Source organism: Halobellus rufus (genome assembly GCF_000739575.1).
GTDB lineage: Archaea > Halobacteriota > Halobacteria > Halobacteriales > Haloferacaceae > Haloquadratum > Haloquadratum rufum.
This window is the reverse complement of record NZ_BBJO01000060.1, coordinates 1-24758: the sequence shown is the minus strand read 5'-3', so window position 1 is coordinate 24758 and position 24758 is coordinate 1. Positions and strand designations below refer to the sequence as shown.

Sequence of the window (24758 nt, the reverse complement as noted above, 5' to 3'; positions counted from 1 at the left end):
GTCGAGCAGGGCCTCCTCGAGGAGTACACGCACGTTGACCCCGACGGACGGCACTACAGTGAGTACGAGGCGCGCCTCGAACGCGTCGAAGTCCTCCTGCAGGCCAAGGGCTTCGACGTCCAGATCGATGTCCGGCCGGACCCCGCCGACCGGATTACGACCATCTTCGAGGAGATGCGGGGAGACTGACTTATGGAACACACGCTATTCGTCATCGGCAAGCTGTTCACGACCGCGCTGGCGCTGGTAATCGCGTACCAAGCCTATCGTGGGTACCAGCGGCATCACACGCAGTTGCTCCTGTACGTCGCCGCCGGCTTCGCGCTGGTCGGGCTGGGCGGCCTTCTCGAAGGCGTCCTCTTCGAACTCCTCCAGGTGTCGATCTTCGAAGCAGGATTCGTCGCAGCAGTTGTCACCGCAGCCGGGATGCTGTCAATTCTCTACGCCCTCTATGCCCCGAACCCCTGAGTATTCGGGACATTCATTCGAGAAGCGTCCTCTGGGCGTCGTTCCTTATTCGAAGTCGCTATTGTTCGGATTCCCTTATTCTCGCTAGTGTAGGGTCGCAGCGGGAATTATGTCCGCACCAGTCGTACAATATCGTATGATTCGAACACTCGTGGGTGTCCTCGGCGCTATCTCAGCACTGTTCCCGGACAAGATCGTCGGGCTCTTCGAGAAACTCGCGATTGCGAACCCAAGTGAGGGAACTGTGAGAGAGTGGGTCCGTCCAGCTATCCGGTCGGAGGGCGTTCTGATAGCTTCGATTTCCCTCCGTAACGGGCGAGCATACGCGTGGCTGATGAATCTTACCGGCCTGTTCGGCGCGATCGTCCTCCTGTTTCCCGATCTGTATCGGAGATTTGCCACCGCGTTCCTGTACGAGCGTCCGGAGTCGATAGAATGGAATGAGCGATTCCGCTCGGGTATTCGGGCTATCGGCGCACTATATGTCTTTTTAGCAGCGAAGACGTACAGGGAGCGCCACAACGAGACCTGAATCTTCCCGCCATCGACAGCTGGTGAATCTGTGATTTGGTTCGTTGCGCCCGCAGGTGTTACTTGGATTCTAAAGTTTGACCCCCAAGAGACCAGTATGATCGAAGGGGAAATCCGCTAAAGAGAGGGAGACGTATGTACCTCTGTATGACGACAACCATCACCGTGGAAGGAATGTCGTGCGGTCACTGTGAGCAGACGGTCGAAGAGGCCCTTGAAGAGGTCTCTGGCGTGACTTCCGTGACCGTCGACAGGGAAAGCGAACAGGCAAGTGTCGAGGGTGAGGCAGAGGTCACGGCCCTTGTGGAGGCCGTCGAAGGCGCAGGGTACACCGCTCACGCCTGAGTAGGAATTAGCGGATAGCACGGACCGCTTCGAGACGACGGTCTACAGTTGTCTTTGGAGTTTGCCTACGATGGTCCTGCTGTACGGTTTCAGGGGCGAAGATTCAGGAAGCCAGCGAATCCACCTCTACAGAGAACATGATCTATGGATGACCACAAAGATACAACTGAGAATTCCCAGGGAGGAGAGGATCAGCAGGACACCAGCAGTCACCAGCACGAACACGGCGACCACGATGAAGCGGTCGGTGAATCTGACGAAGAAGGGGTAGAACAGGAGCTACTGGAGGACGAGGCTCACCCTGCTGCGGCGAATGAAATGGCATCCCACGAGCAGCACGAGCACGCCGGACACGAGGGCGAAGGGCACGACCACGGTTCCCACGAGGGCCACGGTGAGGGGCATGGCGGGATGCACGAAGGCCACGAGCAGATGTTCCGCCGGCGCTTCTTCGTCTCGACGCTCCTGTCGATTCCCGTCCTCCTGTACAGCGAAATGCTCCAGGAGTGGCTCGGGTTCTCCGTCCCAACGTTCCCGGGGAGCGAGTGGATCAACCCGGTGTTCGCCGTCATCGTCTTCGCGTACGGTGGGGTGCCGTTCCTCCAGATGGCGGTGCCGGAGCTGAAAGACCGGGCACCGGGGATGATGACGCTCATCTCGATGGCGATCACCGTCGCGTTCGTCTACAGCCTCGCGAGCGTGGTGTTCCCGACGCAGTCGGCGTTCTTCTGGGAGCTCGTCACACTGATCGACATCATGCTCCTCGGCCACTGGATCGAGATGCGGTCGGTACGCCGAGCCTCGAGCGCCGTCGACGAACTGGCGAAGCTGATGCCGGACACAGCGGAACGACTCACCGAGGACGGCGAGACCGAAGAGGTCCCTGTTAGTGAGCTCTCCGAGGGAGACCTCGTGCTCGTCCGGCCGGGCGCGAGCGTGCCCGCCGACGGCGTCGTCGAGGAGGGAGATTCAGACGTCAACGAGTCGATGATCACGGGTGAGTCCAAGCCCGTCTCGAAGGAACCCGGCGACGAGGTCATCGGTGGGACGATCAACGGTGACGGCAGTCTCCGTGTCCGTGTCGGTGCGACGGGCGAGGAGACGACGCTTGCTGGCATCATGCGACTCGTCGAGGAAGCTCAGCAGAGCAAGTCCAAGACGCAGGTGCTGGCCGACCGCGCGGCGGGCTGGCTGTTCTACGTCGCGCTCGGGGCGGCAGTCGTGACCGCAATCGCGTGGACGGTCGCGGTCTCGTTCGACGCGACCGTCATCGAGCGAGTCGTAACGGTGCTCGTCATCGCCTGCCCACACGCCCTCGGGCTCGCTATCCCGCTGGTCGTCGCGATCAACACCTCACTTGCAGCGCGCAACGGGATGCTCGTTCGCGACCGCATCGCGATGGAGGACGCGCGGAACCTGGATGCCATCATCTTCGATAAGACAGGGACGCTCACCGAGGGCGAACACGGCGTCGTGGATATGGCGACCGTCGAGGGCGTCGACGAGGACGACGCGCTGGCACTAGCGGCAGCTGTCGAGAGCGACTCCGAACACATGATCGCCCGAGCGATCCGCGAGGCTGCCGACGAGCGCGATCTCAGCGCCCCTGATGCGACCGCCTTCGAGGCGATCAAAGGACGAGGGGTTCGCGCGAACGTCGACGGAAACGAGGTGTACGTTGGTGGGCCGAACCTGTTGACCCAGCTGGATAGCGAGATCCCCGACCATCTCCAGCGCTTCGCTGACGAGGCCGGCCAGAACGCCCAGACTGTGGTGTATCTCGTTCGCAACGGAGAGTTGATCGCCGCGTTCGCGATGGCCGACGTGATCCGCGAGGAGAGTTTCCGCGTCGTCGATGCCCTCCACGATCTGGGCATCGAGGTGGCAATGCTGACTGGCGACTCTCGGGACGTCGCCAACGCCGTCGCCGACGAACTGGGCATCGACACGGTGTTCGCGGAGGTCCTCCCCGAAGACAAAGACGAGAAAGTCCAGGAACTCCAGGACCAGGGGAAGCTCGTGGGGATGGTCGGCGATGGTGTGAACGACGCGCCGGCGCTGACCCGGGCCGACGTCGGTATCGCGATCGGGAGCGGCACCGACGTCGCCGTCCAGTCGGCCGACGTCATCCTCGTCCAGAACAACCCGATGGACGTCGTTCGGCTCGTGAAACTCAGTAAGGCGAGCTACCGGAAGATGCAGGAGAACATCGTCTGGGCGGCCGGTTACAACGTGTTCGCGATTCCGCTCGCAGCGGGCGTCTTGGCACCGATCGGGATTCTGCTGTCGCCCGCTGTGGGTGCGCTCTTGATGTCGTTGAGTACAGTCATCGTTGCCATCAACGCTCAGCTGCTCCGCCGCGTGGACCTGTCCATCCCCGAGCTTCCAAGCGGGACACCAGCGACTGACGCACAACCTGCAGACTGAAACGCTCCCGATCGCTTCGGAGCTTCTTTCAATTGAGTTCGGTTAATGGACAGCAAATGGCGACACTGCGTGATTTCGGTGGGTATCGCTATGCGATCACCGATTCCACAGTTTTCCCGAGGGGTACGTAATTTGGTATACACAGACGCTTCCTCTGATGGGCGACATTGCTGCGTCAGCACTAGGTTTATACCGTTAGACAGACTTCATTCCGATATGAGCCTCGAAGAGACTGTTGACTACCTCGCCGAGGAACTCGACCTCGAGCGAAGTGAACACGTCCGTGAGGTTGGTCAGTCGGTCGCCGAGCTTCGCGACTGATCAAAACATTTCTCTGAAGTCCCGTTCGACCAGTCCGTCCTCCAGATACGTGATGAACTCTTGTTTCGTTGGTCCTTGACGGTCGAGCAGATCGTCCCGTCCTGCTCGTTCGAGAACTGCCTGCGCGAAGTCCGTACAGTGAGATTCGTGCTGCCCAGCATACTCTGAGAGGGCTTCTCGCCAGTGCATATCCAGCTCGAACTCGGCTAACCGGATTTGGATCCCGTCTTTCCGTTCGACGAGGTCGACGTCCAGCTCTTCGAGTTGCTTGAAACGGAGGTTGTTCCGGCGGACCGTGATGAGACGCTTAGAATCAACAATATAGGGATCAACCCACTCTCGCCAGGTATCGTCGTCGACGTGCGTTCGTGGCATCTCAAAATCCGGGTCCACACTCTCAATACAGAACTGCAGCATCGCGATGCCAGTTCGGTGATTCGCATTTGGGAGGGAATGTCGGAGGATCAAATTCGACATCACCTCTCCAGCGACGGTCGGCAGTGGTGCTCCCCAGGAGACGTGATCGAGTGCCTGCTGGATCTTTTGCGGTTCTAACTCCTTGTAGAGCCGGAACTCATCCTCATCGCGAACATCGACCGCGGCTTCGAGCAACTCTACTAATCGGAATGCGACAACCTGCCCAGCACGGGGGAGGTCACGAATACGGTCGCTCAGCCATTCCTGATCGAAGTCGACCTCTTGGGCAGATTCGATCTCTGACTCGCCTTCGTAGAGCACATAGACTGGAGCTTCGAAGGGGTACCCGATGAGCTTTGTCGACTCGCCGGATTGCTCTCGCTGAGACAGGATTTCTGCCACCGATGCCGAGCTATATTTGAGTGAGAAATTCTCGGCCTGTGGGTGGTGATAGAAGACGAGCCGAGCCATCTTACTGTGGATTCGTGGGAAGTGGGTAAAGCAGTCCCGTTTTTATAATGACTCTACGACGTAGTGGGTGCGTTCACATCTTCTAAATACTGACTTTCCCACTCACGTCGCGCCTCGATTTCCCGCAATCCGCGTTGCGTGACCGTGTACACGTTCGTCCGCTTGTCGAGTTCACCCTTCTCCAGCAGTCCTTTGTTGACGAGATCGTCGAGATTCGGATAGAGGCGGCCATGATTGATCTCCTGCTCGTAGTAGTCGTCGAGTTCGTCCTTGATTGCGAGCCCATGTGGTTCCTCGAGCCCGGTGGTTACGTACAAGATATCCCGCTGGAACCCAGTTAGATCGTGCATCTGCCTGTTCTCTATTTTTGAGGGGTGGCATATGTTCTCTCTGGTACTCAGATGCCAATATTCGATACGACGAGGCGAGAACCCTGCGTGAGAACTTCGAACCTTTATATGGTGGACAAGAGAAGTCCGCGATGGAATGTCTGACCTAATCGTCAAAGCAGCCGTGAAGGACGCACTTTCGGACCACAACGTCTCGGCAGATTTCTACGACGCCCTCAACGAAGAGGTCGCCGAACTGCTCGACGACGCCGCCGAGCGTGCCGAGGCCAACGACCGGAAGACGGTCCAGCCCCGCGACCTCTAATTCGGAAGGTACCACACCGACGCTCGAAGTCACTCCCCGTTTTAAGGGGGTTGTGACTGGAAGGTACTCCTATGAGTGTCACAGCCGAATCAATTCAAGTCGAGAATGTGGTCGCGTCGTCCGATATCGGTCAAGAACTCGATCTGGAAACGCTTTCTGAGGATTTAGGAGCCACCGACTACGATCCCGATAACTTCCCTGGACTCGTATATCGGATGCACGATCCTAAAGCCGCAGCGCTCATTTTCCGCTCGGGGAAAGTCGTCTGTACGGGTGCAAAAAGCGTCGACGATGTGACGACTGCGTTGGAATACGTCTTCGACGAGCTCCGTGAATTGGGTGTCGATGTCGCTACCTCTCCAGATATCGAAATCCAGAATATTGTCTCAAGTGGGGACCTCGACCACACACTCAATTTGAATGCGATTGCGATCGGCCTCGGTCTCGAACACATCGAATACGAACCAGAGCAGTTCCCGGGGCTCGTCTACCGGCTTGACGACCCGGACGTCGTCGCACTCCTCTTCGGGAGTGGAAAGCTCGTCATCACGGGCGGAAAACAGCTTGACGATGCTGAACAAGCGCTTACAGTGATCGAAAACCGGCTCACTGACCTCGGGTTACTGGAGTAATTCAACGACACAGAACAGTTGGCAGGGTACACTGGCACTGGTGAGTACATTTTTGAATCTGCTCTCCCCGTGTTAAGTTAGTGCGATGGCTGATGCCGAACGGGAGGTAGATGATGTCCTGTCCGGGAATGTTCTTTCAGTCCAAGAGCTGAACGACCGAATTGCATCGGTCGTCCAGGACACGCCTGCCCTCAACGGCGTCCGCTGTATTGGCGAGGTCACGGATCTCCATCAGAACAGTACCGCCCTCTATTTCACCCTGACTGACGGCGACGCCGAGCTTCCCTGTATGCTCTGGGCGAACCGCTATCAGAAGATGGACGCTGACCTCGAGGACGGGACCGAGGTCATCCTCGAAGGCGATATCGACTACTGGACAGAGGGCGGGAAAATCGACCTCAAGCCGTGGGAGGTGATCGTCGTCGGCGACGGCGATCAAGCAGCTGCCGTCGAGCGACTACGAAGCGAACTCGAAGAGCGTGGCTGGTTCGACGACGAGCAGAAACAGCGCCCGCCGGCGTTCCCAGAGCGGGTTGGGGTCGTAACCTCCCTCCGTGGCGATGCCCGTTATGACATCCAGAACGCGATCCACGAACAGGACCCTACCGTCGACATCCTGGTGAAGGACGCCACCGTCCAAGGGTCGGAGTCGCCCACATCCATCGCGAACGGCATCCACCATCTGGACCGCTCCGAGGACGTCGACGCGATTATCGTCGGTCGCGGTGGCGGGAGCGATTCGAACCTCCAGGCGTTCAACACCGAGCGGGTCTCGGAAGCTATCTTCACCGCAAACACCCCGATCGTCACGGCGATCGGGCATACTGACGACCGGTTAATCGCCGATCAGGTCGCGGATGTGGCAACGATCACGCCGACGGCCGCCGGTGAGTATATCGTGAATTCCCGCGAGGAGTTCTTGGCGGGCGAAGTCAAGCCGCTGGCACAGCAACTCGACGCCGCGTACGAGACCTTCCAGCAAGAGCACGAACATGAACGGGAGCTTGCCGAAGCAGTCGACGAGGCGGCCGTACCCGAGGGCCTCCCGCCGGTCTATTACAAGGCCGCAATCGCTGTGCTGTTGTTGCTGTTGTTGGCTATCACTGGGCTTTGGTTGGGGGTGATCTGAGCGTGGCAAACGACCAAGAGATTCACGACCGGCTGACCCGTGTCGAAGAAATCATTGAGCAGCTCGATGCGGATGAGTGTGATCTCGATGAAGGGACAAGGCTCCACGAGGAGGGTCAGGAACGCTTGGCCGAGGTGCGAGAAATCCTTGACAACGGGCGTGGAGAGGTCGTGGAACTCGAGTAGAGGCCATCCTAACCTTAACCAACAGACAACGGAATCTAGCCCCATTGTTGGTTAACCGTACCCTTGCGAGGTGAACGAGCTATCCGGTTATAATTTACTTTAGATTTTTGCGCCAGTTGGTGGCCAGAAAGCATATACCGATCTTCTAGCTATCGCACCACCATGGACCGGGGCTCAACCGGTGCATACCCACCCCGCACATATGATCACACGGGCAGTCACCATCGAAGACATCGATGACCTGTACCTGACGTGGAACAGCCATATCAACGGGTCCGCCCTCTACCGCCGCGCCCTCCGAGATGAGATGGAGCTTCGCGACGTTGACCCTGACGAGCTTCGAGATCTCTTCGAACGGGCTCGCGAACAGGGCTACACGAAAGACGAGATCGTCGACGAGACCAACCGCTACGCTGATCTGAAAGCACTCGTCGACGACGCAGAGGAGTAACCCGCTATGTCACAGGACAATACGCCCTCCGAGACGGCTTCGAATCGCCCCGACAGCCAGTCCACGGCATCGAGTAGGCTTCCCAGGCAAGCTATGTTCATCGTCGTCGCCCTGAGCCTGTTCGCTGTGGGACCCGCCGCCGCACAGACGAATGCCGTCTGTAGTGCGGACAACCTTCCCGGCATGATCGAGGGTTTCTTCCAGCTTACCACGGCGCTAGGCATTGTCGGCCTCGCAGTCGTGTGGCAGGCTGACTCCCTTATCGAGATGTTCACGATCACGCCCGAGCAGAAGAAGGGCCTCAAGCGGCACAAACGGTCGGCGATGAAGTCCGCGGTCGTCCTCGTCGCCCTCGGCCCACTCTACACCGTCGCTGGGTCGATGATGAACCTCCCGCTGGCGCAGTGCGTCGACCTCGCCCCCTGGTAGGCGACTACCACCCCCGTCGCGAGCCCCCATGACACAACGAGAGCTCTCCGTGCTAATGGCCGCCCTGTTCGTGACGAGCCTAGTCACAGGTCTCGTCACTGCAAGCCCGCCACGGCCAGGCACGGAGGGAATGGCCTCACAGAAAATGAATCAGCGACGCTGTGGTCTCGCGACGCGGACAACTACATCACCCAAGAGGAGTACCAGCAGCGCTACGGCGAGAGCCGGACCGCGATGCACCAGCTCGCAAACGGGACGGACATCACGTTCACGCGCCCGCCGGCGACAGCTGCAACGTGGACGCGAAACGACTTCGCTGATCTCGAAGCCGGTGGGTCGGATACGTCCGTGCATCCGCGCCACGCGTCGCTCGAAGATGGCGTGTTTATCGAGGACGCCCACGCCACGGTATTCGCAGTGCAGCCGTCGACGCGAGGTCACTTGGAGTCGGGTGATACGCCGCTCTATATCGCGCCGAACGGCACGATGCGGGGGCTCGTCGACTATCGCGTTCGCGTCCCGAACGGCAGCTCTTCGGGGAACACGACGATCGAGTGGTCGCTCGCGAGCAACGAGGTCGAGGAGGTTCGATTGCAGAAGGACGGCGAAACCATCGTCGAGCGTGACGGCTCGCACACGCCGGCCCTCGACTACCAGATCGAGGATGACTGGAGTGCAAACCTCACGCTTGAAGCCGAGATCAGCGTCCGGCTGAAGAAGACCACGCGAATCGACCGAGGCGACGAGACCGATGTCGAGGTCACGTACCGAACCGAATCGCTCAACGTCTCGGATTCGATCGCCGTCGAGATCTACGACCTCTCAGCGTACCCCTACTACGCCGAGTATCCCAATGGTGACGCCGGTGTGGCCATTTTCCAGTCTCGACCGTGGCAGGGGTACACGCTGACGGAGAATGGAAGCGCACGAGTGCGTGGCGTCTGGCGGTTCTACACCGCTCGGAACTCCAATTGGGATACCCTCGTCAGGTCGAACCGGACCGACAGCGCCACCGTCGAGTCTGACGCAATTCCCGTGTACGTCCATGCATATCCATCGCGGATCGGCCCGAGGGCTGAACCAGTTCGCGATGGCCCAGAGATCATCGACACCTGGGGCATTGACCGACCGTCTCCGGTCGGCACGCTCGGTGAGAACATCAACATCGACATCGTCAACCAGTCGTACACGACGACGTACGGTGTTGCGGTTCGCGCGGAGAACGTCGACCGCAACGCCCTCCAAGTAGCGGGGATCGTACGGGGCGTGAACGCCTCGATTGTGGCACCTGACGCTAGCTCAGAGCGGCAGCTCCGGCGCAGTAATCTGACTGTTGAGGTGCTCCAGCAGAACGAAAGCCAGGCCACACTCCGCATCGAGCTCCGGGATAACGAGACCGGCGCACCAATCGTGCTCAGCGATCCCGACCGACGATATCCAATCGGCGGGAACACTCGCAACGGGTACATCACCATCGCTGAGCAACGTGTTGAGACCAACGCCTCCGGGGTAGCGATTGTGACGATCGACAAGCCGGGTATCTACACGGCTCGGTACCATCCGGGTTCGTGGCTCGGGCACGACCCCGCATATGTGAGTGCGACGGCAACTGCTCGCTGGCACCCGCTTGGCACCATCGACGGTTGGTTCGCGTTCATTTTCGAGGTCGGCTGGCAGCTCATCCCGTTTGTTGTGATGTTCTACGCTGGCAAGCGACTTCTCCGAATGCTCGGTCCAGAAGACATCTTCCAACGGAACCCGTAGTCATGACTAGAAACCACCCACACATCAGTCGGCGAACCGCCCTCCGAACAGTCGCAGGTGCTGCCCTCATGAGCGTCGCTGGCTGTCTGAACGACAATGGCGGTTCTGGGACGCCTGGTGACGGAACGACCTCTCCAGATGGCAAAGGTCCACTCACGCGTATCACTATTGAGGGAACAGCACTCGTCGTCGAACTCTCCGAAGAGGCCGACGTCGACCAGGTCAACCTCATCCAACCGAACGGCGAGTTATTCGGGAAACGTGACGTAGCCGCGGGTGCTCAGCAGGTCTCGTTCGAGATCGGCACCGCGTATGCGCCCGGTGAGTACCGCGTACTCGCGTTGAAAGGCGAGGAGACAGTAGTTGAGACCACGACTGAACTCCGTCCAGAAATCCAGATACAGGATGTCGGACTCTATCGGAATAACCCAGATAAGCCGTGGGACGAAGTCTATGGTGAGAGCGAGACAGACCGGATCAAGAATGGCGAGGCATTCGTTACGGTAGAGAACACAGGAAGCGGTCCGGAAGCGATAACTGAACTAATCTTCTCCGGGGACGTTCCCAATCCAATTGAGAACCCCAGAGGCAGTGGAATGCACGAAACCGACCGGGTAGTAGTTTCCCCCGGCGAGACGGCCGACCTGTTCAGTAGTTCGTTTCCGTTCGGTACAGAAACTGAGGACGGGATGGGATGCTCCCCAGACGGGAATAGTGGCCAGTTTACTGTTATCGTTGAGACACGGGTCGGTGGAAATCAGGTCTCAAGCACCTACAACGTTCAATACACTGGTTCCGACGATATGACTGATTGTGAGGTCACGATCACTGAGGTATAACGATGGTCGATCTCATTGATGTCGTCCTTGAGGGTATCAAGGGCGTCGTTGAGTGGTTCATTGGGCTGTTCATGGACGGTCTCAGATCAGGGTATGAAACTCTGACTGAGGGAATGTTCGGGACACCTACTCCAGAGACGAACGGAGCTTTTGTCTTCGGTGAACCGACCAATGCACCCTGGCCAGCGATTCACGATGCTCTCATCGGCGGCGAAATCATGCTAGTTTCCCTCTTGCTCCTTGTGATGAGCGTTCAGGGCCGTCACACGGTTCGGATCTTCAATATTGGAAGTACCTACGAAGCCCGAAAAACGAAGAAAACGGCCTGGGTCGGTGCTTTTCTAATCATTACGTGGTACTGGATTGGGACTCTCGCGCTCTACCTCGTTGACGGATTCACTATCGCCCTGATGCCGGAGCTTTCCTCGGTTACGGAGGCGATGATTGGATTCTTGGAAGTATCTATCACAAACCCAGGGCTGGGATTATTGTTTGCCGTGATTGGTGGAATCTCGATGTGGGCGTTGGAGGCGCTGTTCTACATCCGGATGATTCTGCTGTATGTCTACCTGTACGGAATGCCGATTGCATTTGCACTGGCCTACGGAAATATTCCGGTCGTATCCGATATCGCGATGGGGTTTTGCAAACGGTTTGTCCCGTTGGCTGTCCTCCCGCTCCCGGCAGCGATGGTCCTCAAGGGGTACGACTTGATCTACGGCGGTGGGACGCTCACGCCAGGAACAGCGTTCCTCAAATATCTCGTCGCTGCGTCCCTCCCGCTGGTCGCCCTCTACATCACGTGGAAGACGTTCAAATACGCGACTCCGCTGACGGCCAAAGTCGTCGGCGGTGCAACGAAAGGCGCAGCACTCGTTGGCGGTGTCGCCGCTGGAGCCTACGTCGGTGGCGCCGGCGTCGCGACGACCGCCGCTCGATGGGGGCCGAAAGCCGCCGCTGGCCACGCCGTCGCCCAAAAAGCGGCTGCCCGCGGTGGGCATGGAGGAGACGATGGCGGGACGCCATCGTACCGTCGAACAGAGAATGACCCTGGTGGAGCGACAGCGGAATCGGCGAGTGACGACCGTGGGATGGAGTTTGATCGAGGAATCCACTAACAATGTCAGCAGATCAAGACGCGGCCGCACGGCGCATCATGGATCAGTTCGGCGAGGAGAGCCGCATCCCGTATCTCAATATCGAGGAAGGGGACGTCGGCATGCTCATCGCCTTCCCCATTATTGGGCTGTTTATCGCGGGCCTCACCGGGATCGAATCACTGGCTCTCCCGTTCGTTGCTGGCGGGCTTGGCTTTGGCGTTGCCGTCATCTACGTCTCACCAACCCACCAGAACGCCTGGACGTGGACCAAAGACGTCTATCGGTACCTCAAACGGCCTCAGGTCACGTTCAGTGCGCCCGCCAACGCCGACACGGGTACCAACGAGTCAGAGCGCAACGAGGGCGGACTCGCGAACTACACGCCGTTCAAGCCGGACGAGCGAACGCAGGATCTCACCAACATCAAGCGAGCGTGGCCGGGCGCTGGTGCTATCCAGCGTGAAGACGGCTCGATGGAGGCATTCATCGAGATCGATCCGGCCAACATGGACTTCGCAATGTCCGACGACTGGGCACAGCTGCAAGACGCCGGAGAAGAGTTCGCCAACAAAGAGCTGGACTCGAAGCTCAAACTCCACGCCACAACCCGTTCCTTCCCGGTCGAGCAGATCACCGAGACCATCGAGGAGCGCCTCACTGACGAAGACGTTACGGAGAACCCGATCTTCCGGGAACTCCTCGAAGAATATCGGGAAACACGGCCGAAGGAGATGCGTGACCGGGGCATTCAGCAGGTCCGGTACTACATCGGCGTTGAAGTCAGCCCGATAGAAGTGTACGACCGCTTCCGCGACGAGGGCACCCCCGCCGAGAAGCTGACCCAGTTCCCCGTCATCGGGTTCCTGTTCAACCCGTTCGTCACTCGCCGCGAGGACCTCACCGACGTCGAACGTCGTGCGCAGATGTTCGAGAAGCTCGACAGTCGCGTGAACGACGTTCGCTCCGAGTTCATCCAGCAGGCGTCGGGGTGGTCCGCACGTCGACTCAGCACGGTCGAGCTGTTCGTTCTGAATATGGACTTTTGGAACGGCCGCGAACATGACTACGACGAGGCGGAACGTGTCGTTCGCGACCAATCGATCATCGGCCACTCGCGCCGGGAGGACCCACACGATGCGTAATGTGATCCTCCAGACTGATGGTGGCGCGCTTGGCTCCGTCACCGGGTGGCTCCAGAACCTGACACCAGCAGAGAGTGCAGTACTAGCCCTTGCAGTAGGTCTCGGCCTTGGCGTCGGCGGTAAGTACCTCTGGGACCGCTTCACTGCGGATGATGAACCAGACGTGGACTTCACCGATATCCTCGACGAGGAGACACTCGAAGAAGGCGAGGCCGAACGCAAGCTCCTCGACGACATCTCCGAGTCGCACAAGACCGTCACCGCGCCCGGAGCTGTCGAGTGGGAAACGCGAGCCGCACGGGTCGGCGAGCAGTGGACGACGACACTGTACATCGCTAACTATGCCGACTATCCCAACGACGGGTATCTGAGCGACCTCTTCGAGATGACCGACGTGCAGTTCGATCTGACGGCCCACATCACGCCGAAGAACCAGGAGCGGGCCCGGAACGAACTGCAGGACATCGCGGACGACCTCCAGGTCGATGCTGACCTCGAACAGAGTATCCGGAGCGCGTATCTCCAAGAGCGCGCCAACGAGGCCGCAGCGACGTACAAGGCTGTCGAGAACGGCGCGAACGTCTTCGACCAAGGGATGTTCATCACGGTCCGGGCCGACGAGAAAGACGAGCTCAGAGATGCCGTCCAGAAGGTCAAGAGCGCGCTCCGCGACGATCCGGCGAACCTCACGCCGAAGACCGCAATCTGTCGGCAGGATCTCGCTCTCCAGTCCGCCGCACCCATCGGCGACAACGAGTTCGGGCGGACATCGATTGCGCTCGGCGGCGCCGTCGGCGCGTTACTCTCCTCGCCTCACAACGCGACGATCCTCGAGGAGGGCGGCGTCGAGTTCGGGATTCACAAAGACAATCAAAGCCCCGTGGTCATCGACCCGTTCGCCCGGGACAACGGGTACGCGATGTTCACCGTGGGCGATACCGGCTCGGGGAAGTCGTTCAGTTCGAAGCAGAACTTCATCCGTTCCATCGAGCAGAGCAAGGACCGAATCGGCATCATCCTCGAGCCGTTGAACAACTGGGCAGGAGTCGCCGAAGCGCTCGATGCCAAACGCATCACGGTCGGCGGGACACTCGGGCTGAATCCCTTGGAGATCCGCGAGACACCCGAGCACGTCCAGCGGGCGATGGGTGAGGACGCGAGCCCGTTCAACGAGAAGCTCGACGACGCGATGAGCTTCCTTACCAACTTCTTCGCGCTCCGCGGGATCTCGCTGGGTGACCGCCGGACGACACTGGAACTGGGTCTCAAGCGAGCGTACAAGCGTAACGACATCACCGACGACATCTCGACGCACGGCAACCCGAGTCCGACCATCCGGGACATGATGGACGTCTTCGAGGACATGGTCAACGATCCCGAGGAGTTCGTTGTCCGATCCGACGAGGAGGCCGGGAAGATCAAGGAGGATGCGACGTGGCTCCTCGACCAGCTCCGCCCCTTCGAGGACGACGGTCGCCACGCCAACCTCGGCCAGGAATCCGACTTCGACATCCGGGACGAGAAGGTCATCTATCTCGACCTCGCCCAGCAGGAGGGGAGCGTCGACAGCAGTACGGCGCTGACCATGCAGCTGCTCATCTCGCTGGTCTACGAGCGAGCGAAGGTCTCGGAGAAGGAGGTCGTGTTCTACATCGACGAGGCCCGCTACATCATGCAGGACGCCGCGAGTCTAGCGTTCCTCGAGACGGTGTTCCGCCACCACCGTCACCACGACCTCTCGATCCGACTGGTCACGCAGACCGTCGACGAGTTCTTCGAGCACGCCGAATCTGAGGCCATCCTGGACCAGTGTGCGGTCAAGCAGTTCCACCGCCTCGACGGGATGGACAAGGAGTGGGCCGACGAGTTCGGGCTGAACTACGCGCAGATGCGGTTCGTTCAGGACGCCGTTCCTGGCAACGAGGACGCCGGTTTCTCCGAGGCCCTCGTGGGCGTCGACGGCGAGTGGCGCGGCATTCAGGTCAAAGCGATGCCCAAGGAGAAGCAGGTCATCGACTTCGAGCCAACCGAGCAACGGCGAGACTCACTCCCGGGGACTGGTGAGAATGCTGTGGACGCGGAGGTGCAGGCGTTCCAAGACGATATTGAAAGCCGAGCGACCGACAACGGACAACGCCCACCTGAGCAGACGCCAGCAGAGACTGATGGTGGCGCAGCGGGAGGTGACGGCGATGCGTGAGTACCTTCGCGTGACGCCAACCTCCGAACGGCTCAATCCGGAGCGTCTGCCGCAGGCACTGGAGAGCCTCCACAAACTGACCTCCACGGACTCGACAGGGCTAGCTGACAAACTCAATCCGCTACATAGCGACACACCGCTACGCTTCGAATTCCTCGCGCTCAGCGAGGGGAAAGATGACCCCGTCGAATTCTACTACGGTGCCGACGACCATCTGGATACCCTTGAGAAGCGGCTCCGGTCGGTCTATCCCGAGACGTTCGACATCGAGCGTACCGAGGTCGACATCGCATCCCGACTCGTACAGCCTGTCGAATTCGACCGCGAGACATTCGTCGAGCACTATGAGGCGGGCGACCTCCAGTACGAATTCGACCCTGACGAGCAATACGAACGTGGCACTGACGACAACAAACAATCGGGGCCAGGGGACGCCGAATCGGTCGCGGATGGAGGAACGGTCGGTGATCAGTCTGCCGACCACATCATCGAGATCGGCGATACTGCCCTCGAACTCGCCCCACCAGATGCGATTCCCGAGGATGAGCCACTCACGACGCTTGCCAAACCAACGGTAACATCGGAGGGGACGATACTCGCGCGGCCAGCGACCGAATCCGTCTCCCCACTCGGCGTGCGGTGGCAAGGGTCGGCAACTCGGAAGCAAGACTGGATGACCTCACTCTCGCCATTTACTGCAGACGACGAAGCGGAACTCCCAGCCGTCGATCAGCCAGGAGGTGCGCTCGCGTCGCTCGTCGACCACCTAATGGAGGCGACAGCACCAGTAGCATTCCAAGTCGTCTTCCAGCGACGCGAGAGCTGGCAGTCCGATGCCGACCTTCGCAAGGAGGACGTCATCGACGGCCGAGACACACTCGCTCAGGAGATTATTGGCTCCCTCTTCGAACTTGACGATCAGCCGGAGAACCGGGACAGAAACCAGCTGAGCGACGCGGTTGCAAAACGTGTCGCAGCAATCGAGGCGAAAAATCCGAAGCGGTCGTTCACCGCGAACATCCGAGCAGTCGGGATTCCATCCGGTGGTAACGGTCGCGATGATCTCGATGAGCGGATACAGTCACTTGTCCCAGTATTCGACCCGCTTGACGGGCCGTACTACCAGGTTGCAGCCGAACGAATACGTGACAGCGGCTTGCGGGCAGCCACAAAAGAACGGAACGCACGAGCGGCGCTGCAGCGGCTCTTGGATCGTGAGATCACGACCGGTCGTGGGACGACCCGACCGGAGTTCGTCCTGAGTGGTCGAGAACTCGCGCACTTCGTACTCGTCCCCTCCTCGGAGCAGCTTACTGTCGAGGGGGCACGTGGGACGCGTGCGGAACAGCAGAGTCGGAATCCGTTGCCCCGTCCGCACCAGGACCTTATGGGTGAGTTCCGAGACGGGATGGCAATCGGGTATGCCCTCGACGACACCGGCGAGGCCGAAGACGTGCCGACACACATTCCACCCGGACTGTTGCCCACTCATTACGGCCGGTTCGGAACAACCGGCTCTGGGAAATCGAAAGCCCTCATCAACGATATGCTGTCGCTGTACGACAACACCGAGGGGCCGACGATCCTCATCATCCCGAAGAACGACGATATGGCCCAGAATTATATGCGAGCTCACGCGCGTCGGTTCGGAATGACCGACCTCGAAGAGAACGTCGTCCACTTCCCAATCCCGGACGTCCTCCCCGGGTTCTCGTTTTTCGATCTCGAACCGTCGATGGAGAGCGGACGGCGCCGCGAAGACGCCGTCCAACGGAAGGCCGACCACTACGAAGAGATTTTGAAGCTCGTGATGGGAACCGACCGCTACGAGCGGGCGACTGTGGCCCCGACTCTCATCAAGACACTCATCAAGGCCCTGTTCGACGAGGAATACGGCCGTGAAAACGGGCTGTACCGAGCGTCGACGGACTATTTCGCCCACCGACAGCTCGAACACGTCGTCGACCAGCTCTGGGAGGCCGGGCCACCGAACGAAAACATCGGCAACGCCCCACGGTCGAGCGACGAGGAGGTCACGCGGACGATTCGACGGCAACTCCAGTTAGATCCGAACACCTTCGCGAACGTGATGGGTGGTGTCGGAAACCGCCTTGCGTACATTTCACAGGATACGCACCTGCGGCAGATCTTCAACAATACCGAGAACCAGTTCGACTTTCGGGATGTCCTCGATGAGGATACGGTCATCCTCTTCGACCTCGGCGACCTGCGCGACGACGCCGCCCGGATTATGACCGGTGTGATCCTGACGAATCTCGATGCGGCCCTCAAAGATCGCAAACAGGCGCTCTCCCAGCACCCGGACGACTACGTCGTGAACTTGCTCGTCGACGAGGCAGCGTCGGTCGTGGTCTCCGACATCATGAACGATCTCCTCGAGAAAGGGCGGGGCTTTCGCCTCTCTGTTGGTCTGTCGATGCAGTTCCCCGAACAGATGGAGGCTGAAGGTGGGCGGAAGATCTACCTGAATGCCCTGAACAACATCGGCAGTTCGCTCATCGGGAAAATCAACGTCGACCGGGAACTGGCACGAGCGATGGCCCACGAAGAAATGGACCCTGCGGATTTCGCCAATCGGATTCGTTCGTTGCCGCGCGGAGAGTGGATCGCCAGCCTGCCAAGCCCGACGTTCGGTGAAACGGGGCCGTATCCGTTCAGTCTCGAACCCCTCCCGATCCCACCGGGCCACCCCGAAAGCGAAACCCCGCTCACTGAGCGTGAAGAGGAGCAGTTCACTGAGACGCTCTCCTCGATGCACGAGCACATCAGTGACGAACACGGCGTGCCGGCCGCAACAGACGCCTCAACAACGAGAACACCGACCAACGAACACGAGGTGCTCGATATCGCGAGCGACGACCTGGACGTCGCGATTGCGACGGTGGTCCGGAGTCTCCAGCTTCGAGAAGGATGCCGTGAGGAGAACGGCTGGGTGGCCGTCGAAGCAGTCGACGACGAACTCAGACGACTCTTCGACGACGTTGACGCCGAGCCGCCGTCGTATGATGCACTCGCGGACATCCGAGAACGATCACGATACCTCGATACGACCGTCGATATCGACGCCGACGAGCTCCGCATCCGGCTCACTGACGCCGGAGAGGATGTCTCGACACCCGATACTGGTAGCGTGCAGGCCGCTGGTGGGAGTGCCCACGACGCAGCACTCCTCCAGATCGAAGAAGAACTCACCGCACTCGGTTTCACCGTCTCGATCCTCGCACAGGATGGCAGCGAGAAACCTGACGCGAGGGCGAGCCACCCCGACGTTGCCGACCGATTCGCCATCGAAGTCGAAACGACGACGCCCGACAATCCCGCGAAGGTACTCACGAATCTCCGGAAGGCCCAAGCAGCAGGGGATATCCCACTGTTTGTCGTTCGCCCAGGAAACGACGAAACTGAGTGGGCCGAGCGTGTCGACGGCATTCTCACACCACCCGTCCGTACCCTCCAGAATGGTGAGACACGGTTCTACACGACTGACTCGAATCTCACGTTCAACGGTGGAGCGACCGAAGAAGGTGGAGTGACGGCCGTGCGACCGGCGACCGACGACGAGAACGGGACCCAGAACATCTGGCAGCGTGATGGCGACGAAATCGTCCTTCGTGATGCCAGCGGGACGGAACACATCCGCCTCCCGTCGCTTGGAAAACTTTCGAAAGATCGTGTTCCAGCCATCTACAGCTACGACCACGCTGCCGACGAGTACGTCGTATACGAGCACGGTGAGCAACACATCTACGAGACGAAATCGGCGTTCGAGGACGACTGGGTACGTGTCAAGAAGCCATTCGTCCCCGAAGCCGACCTCCCCGTCCCAGACTACACACGTTCGACGTACGGCATCCTTATCCTTCACGATGAGGCGGAATCGATTGTGTATGAAGACGGTGAGAAGCGGCCACTCTCGGCAATCACTGACGGGGCACTCCGTCCCGCATCGCCCGAATCAGCGGCCGCTGACGAACCACCCAGTCAGACCGACCAGGCCGATGAGCCGATCGAAGAGAAGCAGGAAGACCATTCGCCACCGTCTTTCGAATCGTTCGTCGACGAATATCTTGTCGAAGATGCGGATGAAGCCGTGCCGAAAGATGACGTATTCGGCCTCTACAACGACTGGGCAGAGGCACACGGCATCGATGATCCGCTGAATAAGAGCTGGTTCACACGGAAGCTCAACACCCACATCGAGGTAGACTCGAAAAAGAAGCGAATCGACGGGGAACCTGTCTGGCATTACACTGGTGTCCGCATCCGGTCTGAAGAGGACTTTCAGCCATGAAATGGACGTACACGGTCCAATTCCCGATATCGTCGGGACTTCTTGAGACCTGTTCCACCCAAGCAGAATCATGACCTCATCCGCTCAAACTCGCAGGTCGGAAATCACCCGACTGCGGCATGTTCCACCCAAATCCTCAATGGGTGGAACAGCTACGAAACGGCCCAAATGGGTGGAACACGCTCACTTCCAGCGATTTTTAACCTGCTATGGCGGGTGTTCCACCCAACAACCAACTAGGATAGAACGGGGGGTCCCCGTTGGGACAAGGGATTGGATCGCGACGTACAGCAGAGAGCGTTCTGTGCTGGCTCAGAGCCAGTGAGAGCCATGCGAGGTGCTACGTGAGGATGTGTGAACCTATGATCGACGAGCCGGAGGCGATTCCGGAGACGTTACGCGAACGCGACCAGTGGGTGTGCTGGCGGGAAGAGGAGCGGGACGGCAAACCGACGAAGATTCCGGTGACGCCAGGGGCTGGGAGGTTCGCGTCAGCAACAGAGTCGGAGACCTGGGCGAGTTTCGAGGCAGCACTTGACTACAGCGAGACGGAGCACGCCGATGGTGTCGGGTTCGTGTTTACCGACGACGATCCCATCGTCGGCATCGACCTGGACGACTGCCGTGATCCTGAAACCGGCGACGTCGACGACGACGCACAGGACATCATCGCACGACTCGACTCCTATACGGAGGTATCGCCGTCCGGCACCGGCTATCACGTCCTGATCACCGGCACACTCCCCGACGGGCGGAACCGCCGCGGGAGCGTCGAACTGTACGACACGGCACGCTTTTTCACCGTCACTGGCGATCACGTCGAGCGGACACCCACTCGCGTTGCACGCCGGCAGGACGCACTCACAGCGATTCACCGTGAGTACGTCCAGGAGGCCGAGCGTGACACAGCATCCGAGTCCGAACAGCGTGGTGGCGCTGCCGCCCGGTCACCGACGACCGGTGCAGCTGACGTTGACGTCGACCTCGAAGACGAGGACCTCCTCGAGAAAGCGCGAAACGCATCGAACGGCGAGAAGTTCGAGCGGCTCTGGAACGGGAATACGGTCGGCTACGACAGTCAGTCCGAGGCCGACATGGCGCTGTGCTGTTTGCTGGCGTTCTGGACCGGCGGCGACCGGACCCAAATGGAGCAGCTGTTCCGCCAGTCGGGATTGATGCGGGAGAAGTGGGACGAGGTCCACTACGCTGACGGGTCGACGTACGGCGAGAAGACCATCGAGCGAGCGATTGCGACCACGTCGGAGTTCTACGACCCGGACGCCGGCGACGACGACGCAGATCCCCACGGCACACCTGACGGGGTCACAACTGGCGGGACGCCTGACGAGGCAGACCGGAGTCGTGCGTATCTGGCGGAGAAAAACCGCCTGTTGAGCAAGCGCGTCGACGAACTCGAGGCAACACTCGAACAGAAGACTGAACGGATCGATACCCTCGAAGCAGAAATCGAACGCCTCACCGATGAACTCACAGCCCGTGACCAGGAGACTGCGCAATCCCACGAGGAAGAACCCGGTACCGCGAGCGAGACCGATGATGACCCAGAGCCAGCCTCTATGTTGCGTCGATTCTTCGGTGGTCGGTCTGAGTAGCAGCGGGGACTGAAACGTCAGGACAATCATCCCTGTCTGAGGAAACTACTTCCAGAGCCCTGGTTCCGGGAACGGAGGCGGATTACCCAACGCGCTCGTTATATTGTGCTCCATCCCCCACCCACCGCCCCCGACGCCCGTTGACGATGACGCCTGTCGGTTGACCATCGTGATGCCCTGCGACTCGGTCTCGACGAGGCCGAAGAGTAGATCGCAGAACTATGTACGAGTAGACAATTCCTCCGCAGTAGCGTTTATCGCGCCGACCAAGGGTGACGGCGCTCAGCGCGATGGGCACCACCACGAGAGCCGTCGTGGTGTCCAGTCTGGTGTCAGCTGAGTGCAGTCACAGGTGAGTCCATGTCTACGTTCAGTAACTCAGAGGCAGCCAGTGCATCGCCGTCAGAAAACCACACGAGTCCATCGAGAGATACGGAGGATACAGATTCGCAGCCATCGTGGTCAGACGATGCAAGCAGCGAGGATGGAACGCCAACGCTCCGAATGAACCAATGTCCGGAGTGCGGAGCCCGTCGCTTCGTCTCCAAACTTCTCGTGTACGAGGTCACCGGCTACGACGAGGGCGGCGAACAAGAGTTCCGCCGCCAGCACGTCCGGGCAGAGTTCGAATACACTTGCAGCGAGTGCCAGACGACACTCCGGACGCTTCCCGCAGATCGCCGCGACTACTACGACGAAGTCGCGGTCCTCGAAACGAAACGGCGGGCAGCCCTCCGTGATCAACTCCGCCAACTGGGGCAGCGGTGCTGGCGGCGTCTCGCAGCGCGGACGACGTGGCTGGCACTCGGACTCGTTACACTCGTGGCCGGGCTCGTGATCGCCCTCTAACAGGCCGAAAGAAGAGAGCTTCCCCGCTATCGACTCTTGCAATCCACCGGAATACGCAGGGTGCCATCGACGGTGGACAGCTAGCCCATCAGCAGCAGGAGAGGTACGGGTTCGGCGTACGTGCCCAGGAAGAGCAGGGCGCAAACGGCCGGGCGAGCTGGCTGCCCGTGATCGTCGTTCGCGCCCGCAAAGGAGCGAGGCGCGCTCGAAGCGCGTCCAGAGCGTGAGCTTTCATGACTGGACCTGATATCCTCGACGACACGACGGACGACTACGAACGACTCGAAACCGAACTCGTTGCCCAGGACCTGGATGCGGCCAGGGTCTCGACGGCGGACGTCGACGAGCGGAGTGCCCATCATCTCGTTGATGAACTCATCGAGGACGATGTGGTGACGCCGGTCCCCGACCAGCGCGTCCTCGTTCACGGGCCGAGTGACGAGGCCTTCGACTCGATCACCCAGCTCGCCGCCTTCCATCGCGGCTGGCAGGCCGCCACCGACGCCGACGCGGAGGACGACTGATGCAACAGACGCTTTCCGGGTGTGCGTTCTGCGATTCACCGCCTGGGTCAGAGATGGGCGAGGCGCATACGTGGGGGAAAGACGAACGGGTGACGCACACAATCTGTGTCGACTGTGCCGTCCAAGAGCGACCGGATCCCGACGAGCGCGACCACCACACCTGCGACGGCTGTGGGCTCGTCGTCGACGCCCTCGCGGCACTCACGCACTTTCGCGTCGAGCTGGGCCATCTCGAGGGCCCGCTGCAACTGTGCGCGCGATGTAGCCCCGGCGGGCCAGCGACGTACTGGACGCGCGATCTTGAGACACACCTCGTCGCGACGCCATCGGAGTGACCCCCTCCCGTATGTCTGGGCACGGAAACGCCCATCCACGGTAGCAAACATGCCAAACAACTATGTTCCAACACCCCCAACACTAGGTTATGTCGAGCGGTACCATCGATATCGACGAGTTCGAGAACGCTAATGCCGACGAATTCGAGGAACGGAATGATACCGAGCGGATCGTGCTGTTCCTCGACAAGCATGACGACCGGGCGTGGAAGGCGGCAACGATCGCCGAACAACTCGGGCTGGATACAGACGCCGTCAGTGCGATTCTCTCGCGATTGAAGGAACGCGGTCTCGTGCGGCACAAGCGCCCGTACTGGGCGATCACGGACGACAAGGAACGGCTCGAAGCTGCCTACCGGCTCCACCGACACTACGAGACGGCAGACGAACAATACGGTGAGGAGCGACTCGAGGACCTCCAGACCGACGAGATGGAAGACGTACAGTGACTGCGTTCGAGGACTTGGAACGTGGCGATATCGTCTGGGCAGGTGACCCGCTCTCGGAGAAAGGTCGCCCGATGCTCATTCTGGGAGCGCCGAATCTCCCGAACCATGGTACCCAACTCATCACGGTCCTGCTCTCCACGAAGACCTACCACGAGGAGGCACTCACACTCCGAGACGACGACTACGAGGGCGACCCACTCGGAGAACGAAGTCACGTGCTTCCGTGGTCGCTCGCGACCCTCAACAGTGCTGCCGATGTTGAGCACTACCTGACCTCGCTCGTCGACGAACGAACTGAAGATGTGGCGAGCCAGTTGATCGACTACATATCTTCTTGAGAACCTCCCCGCACGGGCAGCCAGTATTCAAATACACGTAGTACGATGGTACTACAATGAAATACGCGAGTGTCAGCGTCAAGTTTCCAGTCGAACTTGACACCGAGATCGAGCGGTTCCTCGATGAAACGGGGATCTACACCAACAAGAGCGAGTTCATCAAAGAGGCCTGCCGCGCCCATCTCCGCGAGCTTAATGACGATACAGCGATCGCCGCGCTCCGGCTGGAGCAGCTGCTCGCTGAAGCTGAACAGAGCCGCGAGTCTGCTAGTGAGATCACCGCCGAGCTTGCAGCACTCGGCGAGAAAGTCGATGCGGACGACCTCGAACGAGCCGTCGAAGAAGCACGAGAGGAGACGTCCGAGCAGGTGTACGGATCCGACGCGTGAAACGTCGACAGTGGATAGGTACTACCCATGACCGAGACCGACGCGCTCTACGACGTTCGGGAACGGACGGAGAATCCAGCCCATGCATCGGTCGACGACGTGATCACACTCGTCCTTGATCGAGCACGGAAACCGCGTGAGGACCACCACAACGCACATTTCGACGAGGCCATGGCTGCTGTCGTCGATCAATATCGTGAAGATGCCGTCCGGACCGTCATCCATCGCGTCCTCGTTGAGCACTATCCGTTTCGGACAGCCACGGTCACCCTCGATATGCGCAATTTCGATGGTGTTCGGATCGGCACGACGGCTGTCTGGACCCTTCGGGAGTTGAACGCGCAGGGAGACGGCTGAGACGCGTCTCGTGAAAGCCCTCGGCCGCTCGGCATCCCGCGCCCCACGCTGCGCTCCTCGTTCCTGTGGTGCTAGCGGGGTCGGGGG

The 24758-nt window shown here is 59.9% G+C and carries 26 protein-coding genes and 2 pseudogenes; 26 read left to right on the top strand and 2 right to left on the bottom strand.

The window, feature by feature from the left end; all coding sequences use genetic code 11:
• The 6 genes and pseudogenes from ACP99_RS17725 to ACP99_RS17705 all read left to right on the top strand — a co-directional run.
• Positions 1–189: pseudogene (locus ACP99_RS17725) on the top strand (ArsR family transcriptional regulator); the annotation flags it as partial.
• A gap of 3 nt (positions 190–192) precedes the next feature.
• On the top strand, positions 193–468 hold the full coding sequence (locus ACP99_RS17720) for a DUF7521 family protein (protein WP_049987862.1): 276 nt from the start codon (positions 193–195) through the stop codon (positions 466–468).
• Positions 469–604: 136 nt separating this feature from the next.
• Positions 605–1000, top strand: coding sequence for a hypothetical protein (locus ACP99_RS17715; protein ID WP_049987861.1), 396 nt, complete (start codon positions 605–607; stop codon positions 998–1000).
• 146 nt (positions 1001–1146) lie between these two features.
• Positions 1147–1344 carry a heavy-metal-associated domain-containing protein gene (locus ACP99_RS17710; RefSeq protein ID WP_049987864.1) on the top strand — a complete coding sequence of 66 codons (198 nt, stop codon included), beginning with the start codon at positions 1147–1149 and terminating at the stop codon, positions 1342–1344.
• A 70-nt stretch (positions 1345–1414) separates the two neighbouring features.
• Entirely contained in the window at positions 1415–1615 is a 201-nt protein-coding gene (locus ACP99_RS21115; protein ID WP_231554340.1) for a hypothetical protein, read from the top strand.
• A gap of 140 nt (positions 1616–1755) precedes the next feature.
• The gene (locus ACP99_RS17705; protein WP_231554341.1) at positions 1756–3771 is read left to right on the top strand and encodes a copper-translocating P-type ATPase; all 2016 of its coding nucleotides are present in this window, start codon (positions 1756–1758) and stop codon (positions 3769–3771) included.
• A 321-nt stretch (positions 3772–4092) separates the two neighbouring features.
• Here the strand turns inward: ACP99_RS17705 and ACP99_RS17700 are convergent, their stop codons facing one another.
• Both ACP99_RS17700 and ACP99_RS17695 read right to left on the bottom strand, forming a co-directional pair.
• A complete protein-coding gene (locus ACP99_RS17700) occupies positions 4093–4980 on the bottom strand; it encodes a hypothetical protein (protein ID WP_049987859.1) in 888 nt (295 codons plus the stop codon).
• Between the two features lie 53 nt (positions 4981–5033).
• Complete coding sequence (locus ACP99_RS17695) at positions 5034–5330, bottom strand: PadR family transcriptional regulator (RefSeq protein WP_004048633.1); 297 nt, start codon at positions 5328–5330, stop codon at positions 5034–5036.
• A 136-nt stretch (positions 5331–5466) separates the two neighbouring features.
• Between ACP99_RS17695 and ACP99_RS17690 the strand changes: the two genes are divergently transcribed.
• The 20 genes and pseudogenes from ACP99_RS17690 (at position 5467) to ACP99_RS17595 (ending at position 24671) form a co-directional block, all read left to right on the top strand.
• The gene (locus ACP99_RS17690) at positions 5467–5634 is read left to right on the top strand and encodes a DNA-binding protein (protein ID WP_004048632.1); all 168 of its coding nucleotides are present in this window, start codon (positions 5467–5469) and stop codon (positions 5632–5634) included.
• A gap of 71 nt (positions 5635–5705) precedes the next feature.
• The gene (locus ACP99_RS17685) at positions 5706–6266 is read left to right on the top strand and encodes a TATA-box-binding protein (protein WP_049987858.1); all 561 of its coding nucleotides are present in this window, start codon (positions 5706–5708) and stop codon (positions 6264–6266) included.
• Positions 6267–6351: 85 nt separating this feature from the next.
• Positions 6352–7395 (top strand): exodeoxyribonuclease VII large subunit, encoded by a 1044-nt coding sequence (gene xseA, locus ACP99_RS17680; RefSeq protein WP_049987857.1) that lies wholly within the window; start codon positions 6352–6354, stop codon positions 7393–7395.
• Between the two features lie 2 nt (positions 7396–7397).
• Entirely contained in the window at positions 7398–7580 is a 183-nt protein-coding gene (xseB, locus tag ACP99_RS17675; RefSeq protein ID WP_049987856.1) for an exodeoxyribonuclease VII small subunit, read from the top strand.
• A 202-nt stretch (positions 7581–7782) separates the two neighbouring features.
• The gene (locus tag ACP99_RS17670) at positions 7783–8031 is read left to right on the top strand and encodes a hypothetical protein (protein ID WP_049987855.1); all 249 of its coding nucleotides are present in this window, start codon (positions 7783–7785) and stop codon (positions 8029–8031) included.
• 6 nt (positions 8032–8037) lie between these two features.
• Positions 8038–8460 (top strand): hypothetical protein, encoded by a 423-nt coding sequence (locus tag ACP99_RS17665; protein WP_049987854.1) that lies wholly within the window; start codon positions 8038–8040, stop codon positions 8458–8460.
• Between the two features lie 28 nt (positions 8461–8488).
• A pseudogene (locus ACP99_RS17660) lies at positions 8489–10224 on the top strand (hypothetical protein).
• Positions 10225–10226: 2 nt separating this feature from the next.
• A complete protein-coding gene (locus ACP99_RS17655) occupies positions 10227–11063 on the top strand; it encodes a hypothetical protein (protein ID WP_049987853.1) in 837 nt (278 codons plus the stop codon).
• Positions 11064–11065: 2 nt separating this feature from the next.
• On the top strand, positions 11066–12181 hold the full coding sequence (locus ACP99_RS17650; RefSeq protein WP_049987852.1) for a hypothetical protein: 1116 nt from the start codon (positions 11066–11068) through the stop codon (positions 12179–12181).
• A 2-nt stretch (positions 12182–12183) separates the two neighbouring features.
• Positions 12184–13305, top strand: a complete 1122-nt coding sequence (locus tag ACP99_RS17645) for a hypothetical protein (RefSeq protein WP_049987851.1) — start codon at positions 12184–12186, stop codon at positions 13303–13305.
• Positions 13298–15505, top strand: a complete 2208-nt coding sequence (locus ACP99_RS17640; RefSeq protein WP_049987850.1) for a VirB4 family type IV secretion system protein — start codon at positions 13298–13300, stop codon at positions 15503–15505. Before ACP99_RS17645 ends, ACP99_RS17640 begins: the two co-directional genes overlap by 8 nt.
• Entirely contained in the window at positions 15471–19817 is a 4347-nt protein-coding gene (locus ACP99_RS17635) for a primase-like DNA-binding domain-containing protein (protein ID WP_231554339.1), read from the top strand. Before ACP99_RS17640 ends, ACP99_RS17635 begins: the two co-directional genes overlap by 35 nt.
• 350 nt (positions 19818–20167) lie before the next feature.
• Positions 20168–21430 (top strand): phage NrS-1 polymerase family protein, encoded by a 1263-nt coding sequence (locus ACP99_RS20705; RefSeq protein WP_197052511.1) that lies wholly within the window; start codon positions 20168–20170, stop codon positions 21428–21430.
• Between the two features lie 504 nt (positions 21431–21934).
• Complete coding sequence (locus tag ACP99_RS17625) at positions 21935–22279, top strand: hypothetical protein (protein ID WP_049987848.1); 345 nt, start codon at positions 21935–21937, stop codon at positions 22277–22279.
• 233 nt (positions 22280–22512) lie between these two features.
• Positions 22513–22803, top strand: coding sequence for a hypothetical protein (locus ACP99_RS17620; RefSeq protein WP_049987847.1), 291 nt, complete (start codon positions 22513–22515; stop codon positions 22801–22803).
• Positions 22803–23138 carry a DUF7558 family protein gene (locus ACP99_RS17615; protein ID WP_049987846.1) on the top strand — a complete coding sequence of 112 codons (336 nt, stop codon included), beginning with the start codon at positions 22803–22805 and terminating at the stop codon, positions 23136–23138. The genes ACP99_RS17620 and ACP99_RS17615 overlap by 1 nt, the downstream gene beginning before the upstream one ends.
• 89 nt (positions 23139–23227) lie before the next feature.
• A complete protein-coding gene (locus ACP99_RS17610; protein WP_049987845.1) occupies positions 23228–23587 on the top strand; it encodes a MarR family transcriptional regulator in 360 nt (119 codons plus the stop codon).
• The gene (locus ACP99_RS17605; RefSeq protein WP_049987844.1) at positions 23584–23925 is read left to right on the top strand and encodes a type II toxin-antitoxin system PemK/MazF family toxin; all 342 of its coding nucleotides are present in this window, start codon (positions 23584–23586) and stop codon (positions 23923–23925) included. Before ACP99_RS17610 ends, ACP99_RS17605 begins: the two co-directional genes overlap by 4 nt.
• A gap of 56 nt (positions 23926–23981) precedes the next feature.
• Positions 23982–24314: a ribbon-helix-helix domain-containing protein gene (locus ACP99_RS17600; RefSeq protein WP_049987843.1), complete on the top strand. Its 333-nt coding sequence runs from the start codon at positions 23982–23984 to the stop codon at positions 24312–24314.
• Positions 24315–24341: 27 nt separating this feature from the next.
• Positions 24342–24671, top strand: a complete 330-nt coding sequence (locus tag ACP99_RS17595; RefSeq protein WP_049987842.1) for a hypothetical protein — start codon at positions 24342–24344, stop codon at positions 24669–24671.
• Positions 24672–24758: the final 87 nt, after the last annotated feature.